Source organism: Arthrobacter sp. FW306-1B-F12A (assembly GCF_058781865.1).
The window spans coordinates 37,694-53,751 of the sequence record NZ_JBYSXD010000013.1 but is presented as its reverse complement, the minus strand read 5'-3'; the positions used below and the strand labels follow the sequence as shown (position 1 = coordinate 53,751).

General features: G+C 64.7%; 12 protein-coding genes. 2 read left to right on the top strand and 10 right to left on the bottom strand.

Annotated elements, in window-relative coordinates; genetic code table 11:
* Positions 1–171: 171 nt before the first annotated feature.
* The 4 genes from AC3WJU_RS08915 to AC3WJU_RS08900 form a co-directional block, all read right to left on the bottom strand.
* Positions 172–396 carry a hypothetical protein gene (locus AC3WJU_RS08915; RefSeq protein WP_284989806.1) on the bottom strand — a complete coding sequence of 75 codons (225 nt, stop codon included), beginning with the start codon at positions 394–396 and terminating at the stop codon, positions 172–174.
* A 53-nt stretch (positions 397–449) separates the two neighbouring features.
* Positions 450–1,154 carry a deoxyribose-phosphate aldolase gene (gene deoC / locus AC3WJU_RS08910; RefSeq protein WP_492259683.1) on the bottom strand — a complete coding sequence of 235 codons (705 nt, stop codon included), beginning with the start codon at positions 1,152–1,154 and terminating at the stop codon, positions 450–452.
* 94 nt (positions 1,155–1,248) lie between these two features.
* The gene (locus AC3WJU_RS08905) at positions 1,249–2,154 is read right to left on the bottom strand and encodes an FAD-dependent oxidoreductase (protein ID WP_332601500.1); all 906 of its coding nucleotides are present in this window, start codon (positions 2,152–2,154) and stop codon (positions 1,249–1,251) included.
* Between the two features lie 140 nt (positions 2,155–2,294).
* Entirely contained in the window at positions 2,295–3,305 is a 1,011-nt protein-coding gene (locus AC3WJU_RS08900; protein ID WP_332601499.1) for a LacI family DNA-binding transcriptional regulator, read from the bottom strand.
* A 134-nt stretch (positions 3,306–3,439) separates the two neighbouring features.
* Between AC3WJU_RS08900 and AC3WJU_RS08895 the strand changes: the two genes are divergently transcribed.
* Positions 3,440–4,897, top strand: a complete 1,458-nt coding sequence (locus AC3WJU_RS08895) for a sugar porter family MFS transporter (protein WP_492259682.1) — start codon at positions 3,440–3,442, stop codon at positions 4,895–4,897.
* Here AC3WJU_RS08895 and AC3WJU_RS08890 read toward each other — a convergent pair.
* Genes AC3WJU_RS08890 through nirB form a run of 3 tightly spaced genes read right to left on the bottom strand, consistent with a single transcriptional unit; the run spans position 4,894 to position 9,742 of the window.
* Positions 4,894–6,054 carry a uroporphyrinogen-III synthase gene (locus AC3WJU_RS08890; protein WP_306961261.1) on the bottom strand — a complete coding sequence of 387 codons (1,161 nt, stop codon included), beginning with the start codon at positions 6,052–6,054 and terminating at the stop codon, positions 4,894–4,896. The genes AC3WJU_RS08895 and AC3WJU_RS08890 overlap by 4 nt on opposite strands.
* A 10-nt stretch (positions 6,055–6,064) precedes the next feature.
* Positions 6,065–7,099 carry a uroporphyrinogen-III C-methyltransferase gene (gene cobA, locus AC3WJU_RS08885; protein ID WP_492259681.1) on the bottom strand — a complete coding sequence of 345 codons (1,035 nt, stop codon included), beginning with the start codon at positions 7,097–7,099 and terminating at the stop codon, positions 6,065–6,067.
* A 12-nt stretch (positions 7,100–7,111) separates the two neighbouring features.
* Complete coding sequence (gene nirB / locus AC3WJU_RS08880; RefSeq protein WP_492259680.1) at positions 7,112–9,742, bottom strand: nitrite reductase large subunit NirB; 2,631 nt, start codon at positions 9,740–9,742, stop codon at positions 7,112–7,114.
* A gap of 279 nt (positions 9,743–10,021) precedes the next feature.
* Between nirB and nirD the strand changes: the two genes are divergently transcribed.
* A complete protein-coding gene (nirD, locus tag AC3WJU_RS08875) occupies positions 10,022–10,393 on the top strand; it encodes a nitrite reductase small subunit NirD (RefSeq protein WP_284989798.1) in 372 nt (123 codons plus the stop codon).
* A gap of 51 nt (positions 10,394–10,444) precedes the next feature.
* Here the strand turns inward: nirD and AC3WJU_RS08870 are convergent, their stop codons facing one another.
* The 3 genes from AC3WJU_RS08870 to AC3WJU_RS08860 all read right to left on the bottom strand — a co-directional run bounded on the left by AC3WJU_RS08870 (position 10,445) and on the right by AC3WJU_RS08860 (position 15,711).
* Positions 10,445–12,193 (bottom strand): phospho-sugar mutase, encoded by a 1,749-nt coding sequence (locus AC3WJU_RS08870; RefSeq protein WP_492259679.1) that lies wholly within the window; start codon positions 12,191–12,193, stop codon positions 10,445–10,447.
* A 152-nt stretch (positions 12,194–12,345) separates the two neighbouring features.
* Complete coding sequence (locus AC3WJU_RS08865; protein ID WP_492259678.1) at positions 12,346–14,001, bottom strand: glycoside hydrolase family 32 protein; 1,656 nt, start codon at positions 13,999–14,001, stop codon at positions 12,346–12,348.
* A 105-nt stretch (positions 14,002–14,106) separates the two neighbouring features.
* Positions 14,107–15,711: a glycoside hydrolase family 68 protein gene (locus tag AC3WJU_RS08860; RefSeq protein ID WP_059387908.1), complete on the bottom strand. Its 1,605-nt coding sequence runs from the start codon at positions 15,709–15,711 to the stop codon at positions 14,107–14,109.
* Between the last annotated feature and the right edge of the window lie 347 nt (positions 15,712–16,058).

The following is a 16,058-nucleotide window of genomic DNA, read 5'->3' as shown; positions in this document are numbered from 1 at the left end:
GCCCATTCAATCGATGACCACATGCTGGCACGGGCCGTGTTTAACAAACAACGAGTGGTGTTACCCGTTTTTCCAGCCCCATGCGAGTGGTACTACTTGGTTTCCAGGAGCCGCACTTAAACAACTGTGGCCCCGGACTAATGTCCGGGGCCACAGTTGTGCGGTGAGGTCTTAGCTTTCGCCCGCCGAGTTGGAGCGGCCGAGAATGGTCTGGGGGATCCAGAAGGCGAGGCCAAAGAGGACCAGGCAGACGGCCATCGGCCAGGTGTTCTCCAGGGTCAGGAAAGTCAAGGAGTAGATGGCGCCGAGGAACAAGACCATGCTGAATACAAAGAGCAGAATGCTCTGGCCCATGGGGTTCTCTTTTTCGATGGGCTGGCTGGCGTTCTGGGACATGCTTTCCTCCTCGGCCCCGAGGGGCTCAAAAACTATGGCGGCTGCCGGGAAACTCAGTACGCGGATGAACCTTGTTCACCTTTGACGATGGCAATTCCGGAGCTCGCACCGATACGTGTTGCACCAGCAGCAATCATAGCCTGTGCATCGGCGAGGGAACGTACTCCACCCGAGGCCTTGACGCCGAGATCCGGGCCTACCGTCTTGCGCATGAGCGCTACATCTTCCACTGTGGCGCCACCACCGTTGAAACCGGTCGAGGTCTTCACGAAGTCCGCCCCGGCCTCCACCGACGCCTCGCAAGCCAGGACCTTCTGCTCATCAGTCAGCAGGGCAGTCTCGATGATGACCTTGAGGATGGCTCCACCCGCGTGGACCGCCTCCGCCACTGTCGTGATGTCATCCACCAATGCGCCTTTGTCCCCGGCGCGGGCCGCGGCGATGTTGATCACCATGTCGATTTCATCGGCGCCATCCAATACGGCACCGCGTGCTTCGAAAGCCTTGACGTCGCTGGGGGTGGCGCCCAGCGGAAAGCCGACAACCGAGCAGGTGAGGACTCCGGAACCCTTGAGCGCCTTCGTGACGGTCTTGACCCAAATCGGGTTGACGCACACCGACTTGAACTTGTACTCAGCCGCCTCGGCACAGACTTGGCGCACCTCGGCCTCGCTGGCCTCTGGCTTGAGGAGAGTGTGGTCGATGTATGAAGCGATGCTTGCACTGTTGTCCAGTACGCTCGAGGCTTCCTTGCTCATGGAGGTCCTTCCGTGGCGGGCCCGGTGTGCCGCAAGGGTCGCGGCTCATCAAATGACCATCTTGCCACACTGCCCGGCTGCCGTGGAGGCTCCCTTAGGCGGCTGCGGAGCGCGCGGAACCCGGGGACTGGGTGGCACTGGAAGTGCGGAGCCTGGCGTCTTCCTCAAGCCGGGCGGCGCAGTGAGCCGCTGCGGCATTCGAGGACAAAACAAGCCCAAGGCGCATGCCGTCCCGGGAGGCGGCGTCCCCGATCGCCCAGATGCCCGGCACTGAAGTGGCGAAGTCGCGCGCCACCTTGATGCCGCCGTCGGGAGCTGTTTGCAGGCCGGCACTTTCAGCGAGCTCGTTGCGGGGGAGCCGTTCCTCGGCGAGCACCACAAGGTCGCCGTTCATGCTGCTACCGTCCTCGAAAACGATTCCGGTAGCCGGCAGGACCGAACCGGCGACGGAAGGCATGACCGCAGCCGGACGCAAGGTGGTACGGATGGGCCGGACTCCGCGGGCACGCAGCACCGCTTCGGCCTGGCCGGCCGCCGGACCGGTACCAACCAGAATCCCCAAAGGACGACGTCCCAGGACCCTGGTGATGTCCTTGACCGCGGTGCCGATCGGTTCGGCGTCGTCGATGGTGGAGTAGTTGAGGCTGCGTGCTGCGCCCTGCACCGGCGGGTACATGGGGGCGGAACCGGTGGCAATGACCAGCTGATCGTAGGTGAACTCGAGGCCTTCGGTGGTGGTCACCGTACGGGCCTGGACATCGATGAAGCTCGCGGCCTGGCCGAAACGCACGGAGACCTGGGGGAGGGCGGCCAGCTCCAGGAGCGCATCGGGGCACTCGTCGCGGTTGCTCAGCACGGTGATGTTGCCGGGGAACACGGTGGTTCCCGGCTGTCGCGAAGTAGTGCTGTTGCCTGTCAGCCGACGGACCAGGGCCTGGGCTGCGGGCCCGGCTCCGGCGATGACGAGGTGGACGGAGCCTGCGGACGGTGTGATGGACATGATGGTCCCTTCGCTGAACTGAGCTGTGGTTGATGTGCCTATGCCCAGCGTAGGCGGGGGGTTTTTCGGTGGTGTTTCCCTGTTGTTGCCATTTGGCGGTGGCCCGTTCCCTGATGGTTACCCGCCGGTAATGAGCTGGGTCACATGGGGGCGGGCGCCGTTGAGTTGCGGACCACCAACTCGGGAATGAGGCGCTCGTCCGCGATGGGAGCCTGAGCATGATTGAGCCGGTCCATGGCCACGGCTCCGGCGACACTTCCCAGTTCCATCGCGTGGAGGTCGACGGACGTCAGCTCGATGCCGTGGAGCCGGCTGGTCCGTGAATTGTCATAGCCGACCAGCGACAGGTCCCCGGGAATGGCCAGGCCCCTGGCGTAGGCGGCTTCGCGTGCCGCCAGCGCGAACTGGTCGTTGTGGGCGAAGATGGCGGTCGGGCGGTCCGCTGAGTCAAGGATTTCACTTGCGGCACGCATTCCGCCATCTTGCGTGAAGTCATGGGCCGGTACGGTCCGGGGAGCCAGGCCGGCGCCGCGCATTGCCTTCTCATAGCTTCTCCGGCGGACCGTATGGCCGTCATAATCGGGTCCGGCCAGATGGGCGATCCGGGTGTGTCCAAGGCTGAGGAGGTGTTCGGTGGCGGCGCGGGCGCCGGCGGCGTCGTCGGAATACACGCTGTCGACGCCGGGTACTGGCCGCGCGACGCTGACGATCGGGACTATCCGGGCCAGTTCCCGCACCCGTTCGTCCGGCTCCAGCAGCGTTGCGGCGATGATGATCCCCACCCGTGCCTCGATCAGCGAGTCCACGGCTCCCGCGTCTACGCCGTCAATAGACTGGGAGACGCTTAGGATGAGTCGGTTGTGGGCCTGGGGGAGCGACATCCTCACGCCGCTGAGGATGTCGGCATAGACCTCGTTGTGGATGTCCATCAAATAGAGCCCGACGGCGGAGCGATGCTTGCGTGCCAGGTCGGCAGCGGCTGCGTTGGGCCGGTAACCGAGACGTTTTGCCGCCTCGAAGATGGCCTGCTTCGTCTCGTCGCTGACGCCTGGAGCACCACGGAAGGCGAAAGACACGAGCGTGCGGGAGACGCCGACTTCACGAGCAACATCGCTCTGTGTTGCGGGACGGAGCTGCCGGTCAAGACCCATGCCCTCATCTTCCCACGGCGGAGAAAGTCTCAATTAAGTCATTTGTTAGATTGACCTTACATTTAAGTCTTTCGCGCGTTAGTCTGTAATTCAGAGCGGGTGTATGACCCGCATCACAAGACAAAGGAGTCCTGATGTCTGCTACGCAAAGCCACAGGGGAGTCTGCAGCGCGGTCGCGCTTCCTCCCCTGAGCAACGGCCCGCATCGTAAGCGCCTTGGCCTGGTCGCCCTGATTGCCACCTTCGGGGGACTGCTGTTCGGTTATGACACGGGTGTCATCAACGGCGCCCTGAGGCCAATGACGGCCGAACTCGGCCTCACCCCGTTCACCGAGGGCATCGTCGCCAGCTCGCTCGTCTTCGCCGCGGCGATCGGCGCGCTCTCGGGCGGGCGCATCTCCGACGGGTGGGGGCGCCGCAAGACGATCATTCTGCTCGCGGTACTGTTCTTCGCCGGCACCTTGGTGTGCGTGTTCACCCCGAGTGTCGGCGTGCTCGTCGTCGGCCGCGTCCTGCTCGGTCTCGCCGTGGGCGGCGCCTCGGCGGTGGTCCCCGTGTTCCTGGCGGAGATGGCCCCGTTCGAGATCCGTGGTTCCCTGGCGGGCCGCAACGAGCTCATGATCGTCGTCGGTCAGCTGGCGGCTTTCGTCGTCAACGCCATCATCGGCATCGTGTGGGGTGACGTTCCCGGCGTCTGGCGCATCATGCTTGCGGTCTGCGCGTTGCCGGCTATCGCGCTGTTCTTCGGCATGCTCCGCGTGCCCGAGTCGCCGCGCTGGCTGGTGGAGAAGGGCCGGCACGATGAGGCCCTCGCCGTGCTTCGGTCCGTCCGTTCCGAGGACCGTGCGCTCGCGGAGCTCGGCGAGGTGGAGAACGTCGCCAAGGAGGAGCGGGAGAGCCAGCAGATCGGCTGGCGTGCGGTCTTCAGCAACAAGAACCTGTTCCGCATCCTGCTTGTGGGAATCGGCTTGGGCGTCGCCCAACAGCTGACCGGCATCAACTCGATCATGTATTACGGCCAGACGGTGCTCGTCGAGTCGGGCTTCAACGAGAGCGGCGCGCTCATCGCGAACATCGCGCCCGGAGTGATCGCCGTGATCGGCGGCGTCATCGCCTTGACCCTGATGGACCGGATCGACCGTCGCAAGACCTTCATTCTGGGCCTCGCGCTGACCACCAGCTGCCACCTGCTCATCGGGTTCGCCTCCATGATGTTGCCCGTCGGCAACCCGATCCGCCCGTACGTGATCCTCTTCCTGGTGGTTGCCTTCGTGGGGTCCATGCAGACGTTCCTGAACGTCGCGGTGTGGGTCTACCTGTCGGAGGTCTTCCCGCTGCACATGCGCGGCTTCGGCACCGGCGTCTCGATCTTCTTCCTCTGGGTCGTCAACGGATTCCTTTCGCTGTTCTTCCCGTCGCTGGTCGCGGGGCTCGGGATCACGGGCACTTTCTTCCTTTTCGCCGTCGTCGGGGCGCTTGCCCTGGTCTTCGTCGTCAAGCAAGTTCCGGAAACCCGTGGCCGGACCTTGGAAGCGCTGGAGGAAGACGTCACCACCGGTGCCATCTACCTCGTCCACAGGAACCAGGGCTAGACGCGCAACCGGTAACCCCGCTTGACGACGGTTTCCACGAGCTTTCCGTCCGGCAGCGAGGACCGCAAGCGGCTCACCGTCATGTCCAGGGCGTGGACCGAGCCACGCAATTCCAGAAGGTCGGAAAGGGCCTCTCGGGACAGCACCGCGCCCCCGGCTCCCAAAAGCGCGCGCAGCAGGAGCAGCGGAGCCGGGGCCAGTTCCACCACGGAACCATCGATCCTCAAACAGCGGCCGCGCAGCTCGATGTGCCCTGCGGGAGTGTCGAGCCGGCGGACATGGTTCAGGGCCAGATGTTCGGTGACGAGCCGGATGAGCGCACCCATGCGGTAGCGGTCCGGGATGAGGGGGCTGAGCCCGGCGTCGACCAACGGCTGTGCGGTGACAGGCCCGACGGCGGCGACGGTCACCTGGGTCTTGAGTGCCTCGATCAGCTGACGGTACAGGCCCATCTCGTGGGCCGTGCTCCACATGGCGTCTACCGCGGGCGCGCTCGTAAAGGTGAGCACATCCAAGTCCCCGGAGCAGGCGGCTTCGATGAGGCGCGGAAGCTTGTCTTCGCCGTCGGGCTTTACCCAGCGGTACGGGGTGACAGTGAGGACCGTCGCGCCGGACATGCGGAGGCGCTCCAACTGGCGGACGTCGGTGTAGCCGTGCAATTGCACGGCGACGGTCTTCCCGCGGACTCCTTCCTGAAGGAGCATATCCACCAGTGTGGCGGTGGTTTCGTCACTGCTGATCCCGACGTCGGCAAGGCCTGCCGCGCGGACTGCACCCCGGGCTTTTGGCCCGCGCACGAACATTCGGCAGGCCCCCAGCACGTCGAGAAGTTGCTCGCCGATGCCGAAGGAGTCCGCGGCTTCGCACCAGCGCCGCATGCCGTAGGCGGTGGTGGCGATGCAGATATCGGGCTTGGCCGCGATGATCGTTTTCGTGTCCTCGATGAGGGTGATGTCTTCCTGGACCGGCGCGATCTTCAAAGCCGGAGCGTGCAGCACGGAAGCGCCGCGCCGCTCGAGCGCCTCGATCAGGTCACGTGAACGCCGGTGTGAAGTCACTCCGATCCGGAAACCGTCCAGCGGCGCATCGTCGTTTGGTCCAGGGGTGGCCAGCGGCGAGCCTGCATCGATGGAATCAAGGGCATTCAGCGTAGTCATGTGTGTTCTTTCAGGCTTCAAGGAGGGAAGCCGCGAGGAGGTCAAGGTCTGCGGTGGCTTCGGTGTGATCGCGGTTGGCTTCGGCCACGCGGACCACCTCGCCGATGACCAGGACGGCCGGGTTGGTGCAGCCTGCGGCCGCGGTTTCGATGGTGCCGAGTTCGGCGATGGTGGTGCGCTGCCCGGGGCGGTAGCCGCGTTCGACGACGGCCATGGGCATCGCGGGATCCATCCCGGCCCGCCGGAGCCCGGCAGCGAGTTGGGGGAGGGTGCCGATGCCCATGAGGACCACGATGGTCCCGCCGAGTCCGGCCAGGTGCGTGTGTTCCTTCTCGGTCAGCGGTGCATGGCCGGAAACCACGGTGAACATGTGGCTGACCTCGCGGTGAGTGACGGGAATGCCCGCGGCCGCCGGGACCGAGATGGCGCTCGTGACGCCCGAGATGACGCGGACCGGGACCCCAGCCTGCACGCAGGCGCTGACTTCTTCGCCGCCACGGCCGAATACATAAGGGTCGCCGCCTTTGAGCCGGACTACGTTCTTGCCGGTCAACGCGGCGTCCACCATGAGCGTTTCGATGTCGCATTGGGCGACCTTGTGGTGCCCTGGGCGCTTGCCGACATCCACCAGTTCCGCGGACGTCAGTCGCGCCAGTTCCGCGTAGGGGGCAAGCCGGTCGTAGAAGACGACGTCGGCGTCACGCAGCGCGTTGACCGCGCCTATGGTCAGCAACTCGAGGGTGCCGGGACCGCCGCCGACCAGGGTGACGTGCCCGGACTCGCCAGCAGCCGGTTCGCTGGCGACGGGGATCCCCGCTTCCCGGCAGCGTGCGAGCAAGGGCTCCCAGCCGGGCTGGCCGTCGTCGACGGCCGCGACCAGGAAGGGGCGTTCGGGCAGCGGGCCGTCAGAGTCGGCGCCGTCGGGAGTGCTGAGCCGATGGACGACGGCGCCCGCGGCTTCGAAGCGCCGTACGGCTTGCCGCGCGGCGTGGGCCGAGCCTGTGACCAGAACGTCGCGGCCTGTGAGGTCGATGGTGAGCTGCATGGTTTGTGCTCCTTAGTCCTGGCCGCGAACGGGGATCGTGCTGGCGATGAGGACGCCGCCCTTTTCCTCGTGGGTGGCGGGGCGGATTTGGCCGCGTTCGGGGACGAAGGCGATGGCCTCGTCCTTCTGGTCGGGTGCGTTCACGAAGGAACGGAAGCGGCGCAGGCGCTCGGGGTCCTTGAGGGTCTCTGCCCATTCGTCCTGGTAGGTGTCGATGTGCCGGGACATGGCGGCTTCGAGGTCGTCCGCGATGCCAAGGGAGTCGTGGATGATGACGTCTTCGATGTGTTTGAGGCCGCCGTCGAGCTCTTCCTGCCAGCGGGCAGTGCGCTGGAGGCGGTCGGCGGTGCGGATGTAATACATGAGGTAGCGGTCGATGTATTTGATCAGGGTGTCGTCGTCCAGGTCCTGGGCGAGGAGCTGGGCGTGGGCGGGCAGGAAGCCGCCGTTGCCGCCGACGTAAAGGTTCCAGCCCTTGTCGGTGGCGATGACGCCGACGTCCTTGCCGCGGGCTTCGGCGCATTCGCGGGCGCAGCCGGAGACGCCCATTTTGAGTTTGTGCGGACTGCGCAGGCCGCGGTAGCGCAGTTCCAGGTTGATGGCCATGGCGACGGAGTCCTGGACACCGAAGCGGCACCACGTAGATCCGACGCAGGATTTCACGGTGCGCAGGCTCTTGCCGTACGCCTGGCCGGACTCGAAGCCGGCGTCGACGAGTTCCTTCCAGATCTCCGGGAGCTGCTCAAGGCGGGCCCCGAACATGTCGATCCGCTGCCCGCCGGTGATCTTCGTGTAGAGGCCGTACTTCTCGGCAACGCGGGCAATGACACCCAGGCCCTTCGGCGTGATTTCGCCGCCGGCGATGCGGGGGACCACGGAGTAGGTGCCGTCCTTTTGCATGTTTGCCAAGGCGCGGTCGTTGGTGTCCTGCAGGGTACCGCGCCCGGCACCGAGCACGTATTCACTGTTCTGTGAGGCGAGAATCGACGCGATCGTCGGCTTGCAGATGTCGCAGCCCGCGCCGGTGCCGTATTTGGCCAGGATGTCCTCGAAGGAGGTCAGCTCCAGCACGCGGATGGCGTCGAAGAGTTCCTGGCGGGAGAGGCTGAAGTGCTCGCACAGGGCCTTGGAGACTTCGATGCCGGACTTCTTCAGTTCCCCTTCGAGGAGTTTCTTGAGCATCGGGACGCAGGAGCCGCACTGGGTGCCGGCCCGCGAACATGTCTTTAGTTCGCCGAGTTCCTGGACGGGGGCGTTGCCCTCGCAGGAACCGCAGCCGTTGATCGCATCGCGGACGCTGCCTGCGGCCACGTTGTTGCAGGAGCAGAGGATCGCGTCGTCCGGCAGTTCGGTCTCGGGGGCGTCCCCGCCGCCGGCCGCGGTGAGGTAGGCGCCGGGTTCGGCGGGCAGTTCCCGGCCCAGCAGGGGGCGCAGGCTCATGTACGGGGTGGCGTCGCCGACGAAGATCCCGCCGAGGAGGGTCTTGGCATCGTCGGTAGTGACGATCTTCTGGTAGACGCCGCGTGCGGGGTCGGCGTACACGATCTCCAGGGAGTGCTCGGTTGTGGCGAACGCATCGCCGAAGCTGGCCACGTCCACACCGGAGAGCTTGAGCTTGGTCGCGGTGTCGAAACCCGGGAACGTCGCTTGGCCGCCGTGCAGCCGGTCGGCCACGATCTCAGCCATGGTGTTCGCCGGAGCCACGAGCCCCAGGCACATGCCATCGAAGTTCGCGACTTCGCCGATGGCCCAAATGCCGGGGACCGGGGTGGCGCAATGGTCGTTGATGACCACGCCGCCTTTCTTGCCGAGTTCGAACAGCTGTTCAGCGGTGGGGCCGTCCGCGTCGCCTTCCGTTCCGCGGAACAGTTCATCGCGGGGGCGGATGCCGATGGACGCGATAACCATGTCGGCGGGGATGACGCGGCCGTCCTTCATGAGGACGCCGGTGACCTGGCCGTCGTCGGACAATACTTCGGCGGGGTAGGTTCCCGTCAGGACTTCGAGTCCCTTGGCGGTGACCAGCCGGCCCAGTGCCTGGCCTGCGCCTTCGTCCAGTTGGGCGTTCATCAGCCAGCGCGAACCGTTGATGACGGTGGCCTGCGCGCCCAACTCCATGGTGCCCGCCGCTGCTTCCAAGCCGAGGAGGCCGCCGCCGATGGTCACGGTCCGGACGGTCCGGCCAAGCTTCTCCGTGAGTTCGGCGATGGCCTTGTTGATGGCCCAGACGTCGTCGAGGGTGCGGTAGACATGGGCGAGCTCACCGCCAGGGAAGGGGAGCTGTGCCGCGTCCGAGCCGGTGGCCACCACCAGGTGGTCGTAGTCGTAAGTGTTGCCGGCCGCGGTTTCCACGGATTTGGCTTCGGGGTTGATCTTGACCACCCGCTCGCCAGTGCGCAGGGAGATGGATTCGTGCTCCCACATGGACATGTCGCCCAAGGTGAGGTCATAGTCCACATCGGTCAGCGCCTTGCTCAGGGTGACCCGGTCATACGGAACGTGCGCTTCCTCGGTCAGGACCGTGACGTGCCAGCCCTCGAGACCGCGGGTATGCATGGCATCGGCAAAACGGTGGGCCGCAGGGCCTCCGCCGGCGACAACAATACGGCGCTGGTTTTCTGGGGTGGAAGTGTGTCCGGTCACTGGTGGCCTTTCGCATACGCCGCAGAACGTGCTCCGCAACTTGTCACTTCAGACTACGGACGGGCAGTTTCTCCTCAGTTTCCCTTTTGTTTCGTGATCTTAACTTCTGGGTCACGATTGGATGTCGGGACCCGTGAGGTCTCTTTTACGCACCCGACACATTGACTGCATTCGAGTGAAACACTCCCCGCCTACCTTGAAGATATGGCCGCTCGGCGGCCACCGCCTGAAGGAAAGGACAGCATTTGTCCGGCTGCAGGCATAGCGAGAGGGGTTGGCATGACCGTCATTCTGGAACGGGAAGAACAACTGACGAGCGCGCCGACCGAGTCCGGCTGGCACCGTGTATGCCCGTTGGACGAGCTGGAACCGGCTTGGGGCGAGGCGGCGTTGATCGACGGCGTGCAGGTGGCGCTATTCCGCCTCGATGCCGACAATGTCTACGCAGTCGCCCAGCAGGACCCTGCAACCCTGGCCAATGTCATGGCCCGGGGGATCACCGGCTCCCGGGGATCACGCCCCACTATCGCCTCGCCGTTGCACAAGGAGGTCTACGACCTGCAGACCGGTGAGTGCTATTCCAACCCCGGGCTCCGGCTTCCGGCATTCAAGACCCGCATGGTTGACGGCTTCATCGAAGTCGAACTGTAGCCCGGAGCCCCCAGCCGCGCACCGCCGTCGTCCGTCGTGGAGCCGAAGCGCTCAGAGCCCGAGCGCCTCGCGGACATCGGCAAGAATGTGGTCCAAAGTGGTCCGCGCGGCGTGCCGGGTTTCGGCGAGTTCCGCCGCCGAACCGACCGACTTGATGACCTCCAGGTAGCACTTGAGCTTTGGCTCGGTGCCACTGGGCCGGATGATGACGCGGCTTAGGTCCTTGGTCAGGTAGAGGAGGCCGTCCGTCGGCGGCAGTTGCTCGCTTCCCTGGGCCAAATCCACAAAGGTCTCGATGGCGGAACCGCCAAAGGACTCCGGCGGATCGGCCCGGAGCCGGTTCATCATGGCGTCCAGCAAACCAAGGTCCGCCACCCGGATGCTGAGCTGGTCGCTCGCATGCAATCCATGCACCAGGTAGATCTCATCCAAGGTGTCGAAGATCGTCTTTCCTTCGGCGTTGGCCGCCGCCGCCAGTTCGGCGATGAGCAAGGAGGCGGAAATGCCGTCCTTGTCCCTGACGAGTTCGGGTGCAACGCAGTAGCCCAGGGCTTCCTCGTAGCCGTACACAAGTCCCGGCACCCGGGAAATCCACTTGAATCCCGTGAGCGTTTCCTCGTGGGCGAAGCCGGCCGCCGCCGCGATGCGGGAAAGCAGCCGGGACGAGACGATTGAGTTGGCGAAAACGCCCCGTGTTGAATCGCCTTGCCGCACATCCGCGGCGTGCCGGGCCACCACATGTGCCCCAAGTAAGGCGCCCACTTCGTCGCCCCGCAACATCCGCCAAGCACCCGTATCCGGGTCCTGTGCCGCTACGGCCGCGCGGTCGGCGTCGGGGTCGTTCGCCAGCACGATATCGGCACCCAAACGCGCCGCTGCCGCCAAAGCCAGGTCCAGTGCGCCGGGCTCTTCCGGGTTCGGAAAACTGACGGTGGGGAAGTCCGGATCCGGTTCTGCTTGCTCTTCCACGAGTGAGACGTCGGTGAAGCCTGCCGCATTCAGCACAGACACCGCAGTCTCACCACCCACGCCATGCATGGGGGTCAAAACGATCTTCAGTTGACGGGCCGGGAAATTCTCGACGTCGGCGAGGCCGGCCATCGCGGCCTCATACTCCCCGGTGATGGAAGCGGGCAGTTCAGTCCAGCCGGACTCGGCCAGTTGGATGGAATCCAAAGGGCCCACGGCTTCGATGCTTGCCGCGATCTGCGAATCGTAGGGTGCCACGATCTGGGACCCGCGGCCGCTTTCCTCCACGGCCCGGCCGCCCAAGTACACCTTGTAACCGTTGTCCTGCGGCGGGTTATGGCTCGCTGTGACCATGACACCGCCGTCGCAATCAAGCGAACGGACCGCGTAAGCCAACAACGGGGTGGGAAGCGCCGAAGGCATCAGGAAGGTCTCGATTCCCGCGGCCGTGAAGATGGCTGCGGACTCCCGTGCGAAGACGTCCGAGTTGTGCCTAGCGTCATAGCCGACGACGGCGCGCGGCCGCGTTCCCGGGGCAGCCGCCTCAACGGCGTCCTTGAGGAAGGCCGCCAAACCTGCCGCTGCCCGGCGCACCACTACGCGGTTCATCCTGTTGGGACCAGGACCGAGGGCGGCACGGAGCCCAGCGGTACCGAACTGCAGCGTTCCGCTGAAGCTGTCTTCAAGCTGTTGACGGGCCGCGGCGACGCCATTGGAGGCGAGTCCGGCCAGCTCGGACAGCGCTGCCGCAGTGACCGGGTCCGGGTCCTGGGCAGCCCACTCGCCGGCGTCGGATATCAGCTTTTCAAATTCGGCATCGCTCGATGTCATAGGGATAAAGCTATCGTCAAAGGGAATGAATGCCGAGGTCACCGGCTATGTCAGCCGTCACAGTCCGGCCCACGCCACCCAACTGACTCGCATTAGTTGTCGTTATGAGGCGTCTAAACGACAACTAATGCGAGTCAGTTGGGCCCCTGGCGTCAGGGTCGCTGCCGCGTGGTGGTGAGGACGAAGCTCGCCGGGCCGCCTGCACTGAACGCTGCCGCACCCGTGTTCCCCCATTGCGGGAAGAAGATGTCCGAGATGACTACCGAGCCGTCTTGTGTGAAGACCTCCACCGACGAGGAATCCAAGAGGATGCGGAGACGGACCTTGCCGTCCTTCAGGGGCACGGAGGCTTGGTGGTAGGGGCTGAATTTCGGCGAGAAGTTGGAGGTCCCGGCTGCAGAGCGGTCCACTTTGAGGGTCTGGCTTGCGCGGTTGTACGAGATCCGGAGGCCTGCCTTCCCGTCCGCCGAAGCCCGCAGTACCAATCCGGCCTCGGAGGCGCCCGCAACGTCCATTTCGGCGTCGATCAGCTGGGTTCGGGTTCCGAAATCGCCGCCGAGGGGTTCCGTTGAATCGGTGACGGTGAGGTTTTTGCCATGTACTTCACTGGTCTTGGTGTCCGTGAGCGCATCCGCGGCAGCCTGGGCGATGCTCGAATGGAGCTCGAAACGGCTTCCTGTGGCTGCGAGGGTGAGCTGCCGGGGGATGGCCATTGACCCGCGCCATGGCGTGCTCGGGACGGATTGCGCATAGTCCCAGTTCCCCATCCAGCCGAGAAGCACCGGCTTTCCACCAGGAGCCCCGGTGATGGTGTTGGCCGCATAGAAGTCCGCACCATGGTCAAGCCATTGCGATTCCGTCAGCGGGTCGCCCGGCTTTGCCGCGTTTTCCGCCGTGAACCGTGTGCCGTCGAAATTGCCCACGAAGTACTGCATGCCGGAGCCTCCTGCGATGCCTCCCGGGTTGATGCTCAGGATCATGACCCACTTCTTCAGGCCGTTGCCGCCGTCGACGTCCATCTGGAGCAGCTCGGGAACTTCCCAGAGCCCGCCCTGGGCGCCCACTCCCGAGAAGTCGCTGAGGAAGTCCCAGTGCAGCAGGTCGGTGGATTTGAAGAGTTTCACCACCTGGGCGTCAGCTACCACCGTGGTCATGACCCAGTATTTGCCGGGCTCGTACCAGGTAATCTTCGGATCCCGGAAGTTGTTCGACGCCGGATTCAGGCTGAGCACCGGATTGCCCTTGTACTTGGTCCAGGACGTTCCATGGTCCAGGCTGTAGGCCACGGACTGGGCCTGGCTGCCCTTGGGCAGCGCCCCGCCGTCGCCGTACGAGCTGGTGTAGAGGGCTACCAGCGGCGGGTTTCCAGCGGTGCCCAGGCCGGAGGCGTTCTTGGTGTCCGGAACGATGGCGCCGGAAAAGATTTCCTCACTGGCGGAGCCTTCCATGGCTACCGGTTTCTGGGTCCAGTGCACCAGATCCGTGCTGGTGGAATGGCCCCACGACATGTCTCCCCAGAAGTTGCCGTGCGGATTGTGCTGGTAGAACGCGTGATAGGTGCCGTTTTCGTAGACAAGCCCGTTGGGATCGTTGATCCAGTTTTGCGACGCCGTGAGGTGAGCGGCAGGCCGCCAAGGGTCCGATTCGGATGGTGCGGGGGCAGCGGTTCCGACGGCGGTGCCGCCGGCGGATGGCGACGCGTCCGGCATCGGGGTGCAGGAACTCGCGAACATTGCGATGACGGCGGCGACGACGGCGAGTGCCGCCTTGCGAGCGGGCTGGAACGGGCGTTGGGGAGAGTGGAGCATGGGACTTCCTGGGTTGTGGAGCAGGGCGCCCGGGGTGAACCGGGCGCCCCATGTTGCCGGGCAGGCAGCAAATCCCCTGCCTGCCCGGCTGTTTTTGCCTGTGGCCTACTTGTAGAGGCCTTCCCCGCCGACGCGGACGTTGGTGGGGAGGTAGCCGAACGGGCCGAGGCCGTTCTTGCCGAAGCTGCGGTCAACCTGCGTGACGCCACCGGCGAAGTTGATCTTTACCGTAGGGGAGAGGGACCCTCCACGGACTCCGTCAACGTTGTCGATGAAGGACTGCACCAGGCCGCCCGGCTGCACATAGTGCGAGTAGGCCTGGAACTGACGGCCGTTCTGCTGTGCCGACTGGGTGCCGCTCGGGTTGTTCGCCGGCAGGTTCAAGTCGGTCGGCGAGCCGAGCGCGAGGCCCGAGTTGTTCACCGGCTGGAAGTCCGAACGGACACCGTTGCCAACAAAGCCGTAGACGCCGTCGGGACCACGCATGCCATCGGCGTAGGTGAACTGGTGGCTGATCGTGAACAGGTAGTACTTGTTCTTGCCGTTTTCATTCTGGATGAAGATCTGAGGGCGCTCGGTCTGGTCGTTGACGCAGTTGGCGGACAGGATCGGCGGCAGGAAGTGCCACTGGGTCAGGTCCTTGTTGTCTGCGACGGCCAGGCCCACGCTCGCGGTCTGGAACCAGGAACCGGTGGTGGTGTTGACCGTGTTGGTGTTTTCGGCGTGGGGATCGCCTGCCTGGTAACCGAGATCAGCATCGGTGCACTTGTAGGAGCCGCGGTTTCCGGCGGTGTTGCCCTCAAAGACCATGAAGGTCTGGCCCGGGTGGGCCGGGTCTTCGAACGTGTACGGGTCACGGAAGGCGAAGCCGGCGTTCTGGGCCTTGGTCTGGTACAGCTTTCCGTCCGGTTCGAGCAGCTTGGTGTGCTGGAAGCCGTCGAAGGTCACGCCGTTCTGGTCGGCGTGGATGTTGCCGAGGGCCTTGGCAATGACTGCGTCGGGAGCGATCCCGCCTCCGCCCGCGTTGCGCTCTGCACGGTCGTAGAACGTGGTGGCCGTGTAGAACACGTTGACGTGGTCACCCTGCATGAGGCGCGTGGAACCGGACCATTCGGTGTTGCCGATGGAGGTGTTGTCCAGGAACAGGTGTCCGCCGTAGTTCCACTTGTCCTTCGCGGGGTCTGCGTTGGTCTTGCGGAAGAAGTAGCCGATGCGGGCGTTCCAGTGGCGCTGGTCGAAGCCGTAACCCGCGTGGCGATCGGCGACGAGGGAGAAGATGACATCCCAGCCCTTGTAGCTGATCTGGTTGGCGTTCTGGTCGGTCAGGGACCACGTGTCCCAGACCCACACGTCGTCGTTCATGGCCGGGAAGTCCTTCGGGATCTCCGGCATGGTGACGTTGGGGCTCATGGAGTTCTGGCCGGCGGTCACGTTCGGGTTGCTCTGGGCCATGATCTGCTTGGCATCCGCCCGCGTCCACTTGGACGTGAAGTTTGCGGCGGGATCAAAGGCTTGTTGCGTGTGGACCGTCGGAAGCGGGAATCCCGGCGTGGGAGCCGGCATCGTGGTGGCCGGCTTGTCGGCAGGCAGGTTTGCCTGGGCTGCCGGGGATGCCATGAGCACCGTCGCGGCCACACTGGCGGCGGCCGCAAAAGCGGCTACAGACCGCAGGCGTCGGCGTGGCCTGTTGGGGGTTGAGTGAGATTTCATGCTTGCTCTTCTCGCGGAGGTTGGACTACGTGGAATTGGCGCAAGGCCTGGTCCGCACTCCGGCGTTCCCGTAACACCAATGGCGTCGTCGGGAACGCCATCGTGTCGGGTGGACGGGGGATTCTTAGGAAGCCCCCATCCTTCGGTCCGGCACGTCGACTTGCCGGGACCGTTCAAAGCTTGACGTGCGCATGATGCGGTTGCAAGCCGTGTTTCGAGTGCCGTTCCGGGCTCTGGAGCACATGTCAGACATATGTGCGCAAGCGTTTACATTTTTACACCGCGCGCGTGCCATGGAAAGCGCGGCGGGTCAAATGTTTCTGAATAAATCTGATTTATTTGAAAAG

Coding starts and splice junctions, on each gene's coding strand:
- AC3WJU_RS08915 (WP_284989806.1), bottom strand. CDS start 396: ATGTCCCAGAACGCCAGCCAGCCCATCGAAAAAGAGAACCCCATGGGC.
- deoC (WP_492259683.1), bottom strand. CDS start 1,154: ATGAGCAAGGAAGCCTCGAGCGTACTGGACAACAGTGCAAGCATCGCT.
- AC3WJU_RS08905 (WP_332601500.1), bottom strand. CDS start 2,154: ATGTCCATCACACCGTCCGCAGGCTCCGTCCACCTCGTCATCGCCGGA.
- AC3WJU_RS08900 (WP_332601499.1), bottom strand. CDS start 3,305: ATGGGTCTTGACCGGCAGCTCCGTCCCGCAACACAGAGCGATGTTGCT.
- AC3WJU_RS08895 (WP_492259682.1), top strand. CDS start 3,440: ATGTCTGCTACGCAAAGCCACAGGGGAGTCTGCAGCGCGGTCGCGCTT.
- AC3WJU_RS08890 (WP_306961261.1), bottom strand. CDS start 6,054: ATGACTACGCTGAATGCCCTTGATTCCATCGATGCAGGCTCGCCGCTG.
- cobA (WP_492259681.1), bottom strand. CDS start 7,099: ATGCAGCTCACCATCGACCTCACAGGCCGCGACGTTCTGGTCACAGGC.
- nirD (WP_284989798.1), top strand. CDS start 10,022: ATGACCGTCATTCTGGAACGGGAAGAACAACTGACGAGCGCGCCGACC.
- AC3WJU_RS08870 (WP_492259679.1), bottom strand. CDS start 12,193: ATGACATCGAGCGATGCCGAATTTGAAAAGCTGATATCCGACGCCGGC.
- AC3WJU_RS08865 (WP_492259678.1), bottom strand. CDS start 14,001: ATGCTCCACTCTCCCCAACGCCCGTTCCAGCCCGCTCGCAAGGCGGCA.
- AC3WJU_RS08860 (WP_059387908.1), bottom strand. CDS start 15,711: ATGAAATCTCACTCAACCCCCAACAGGCCACGCCGACGCCTGCGGTCT.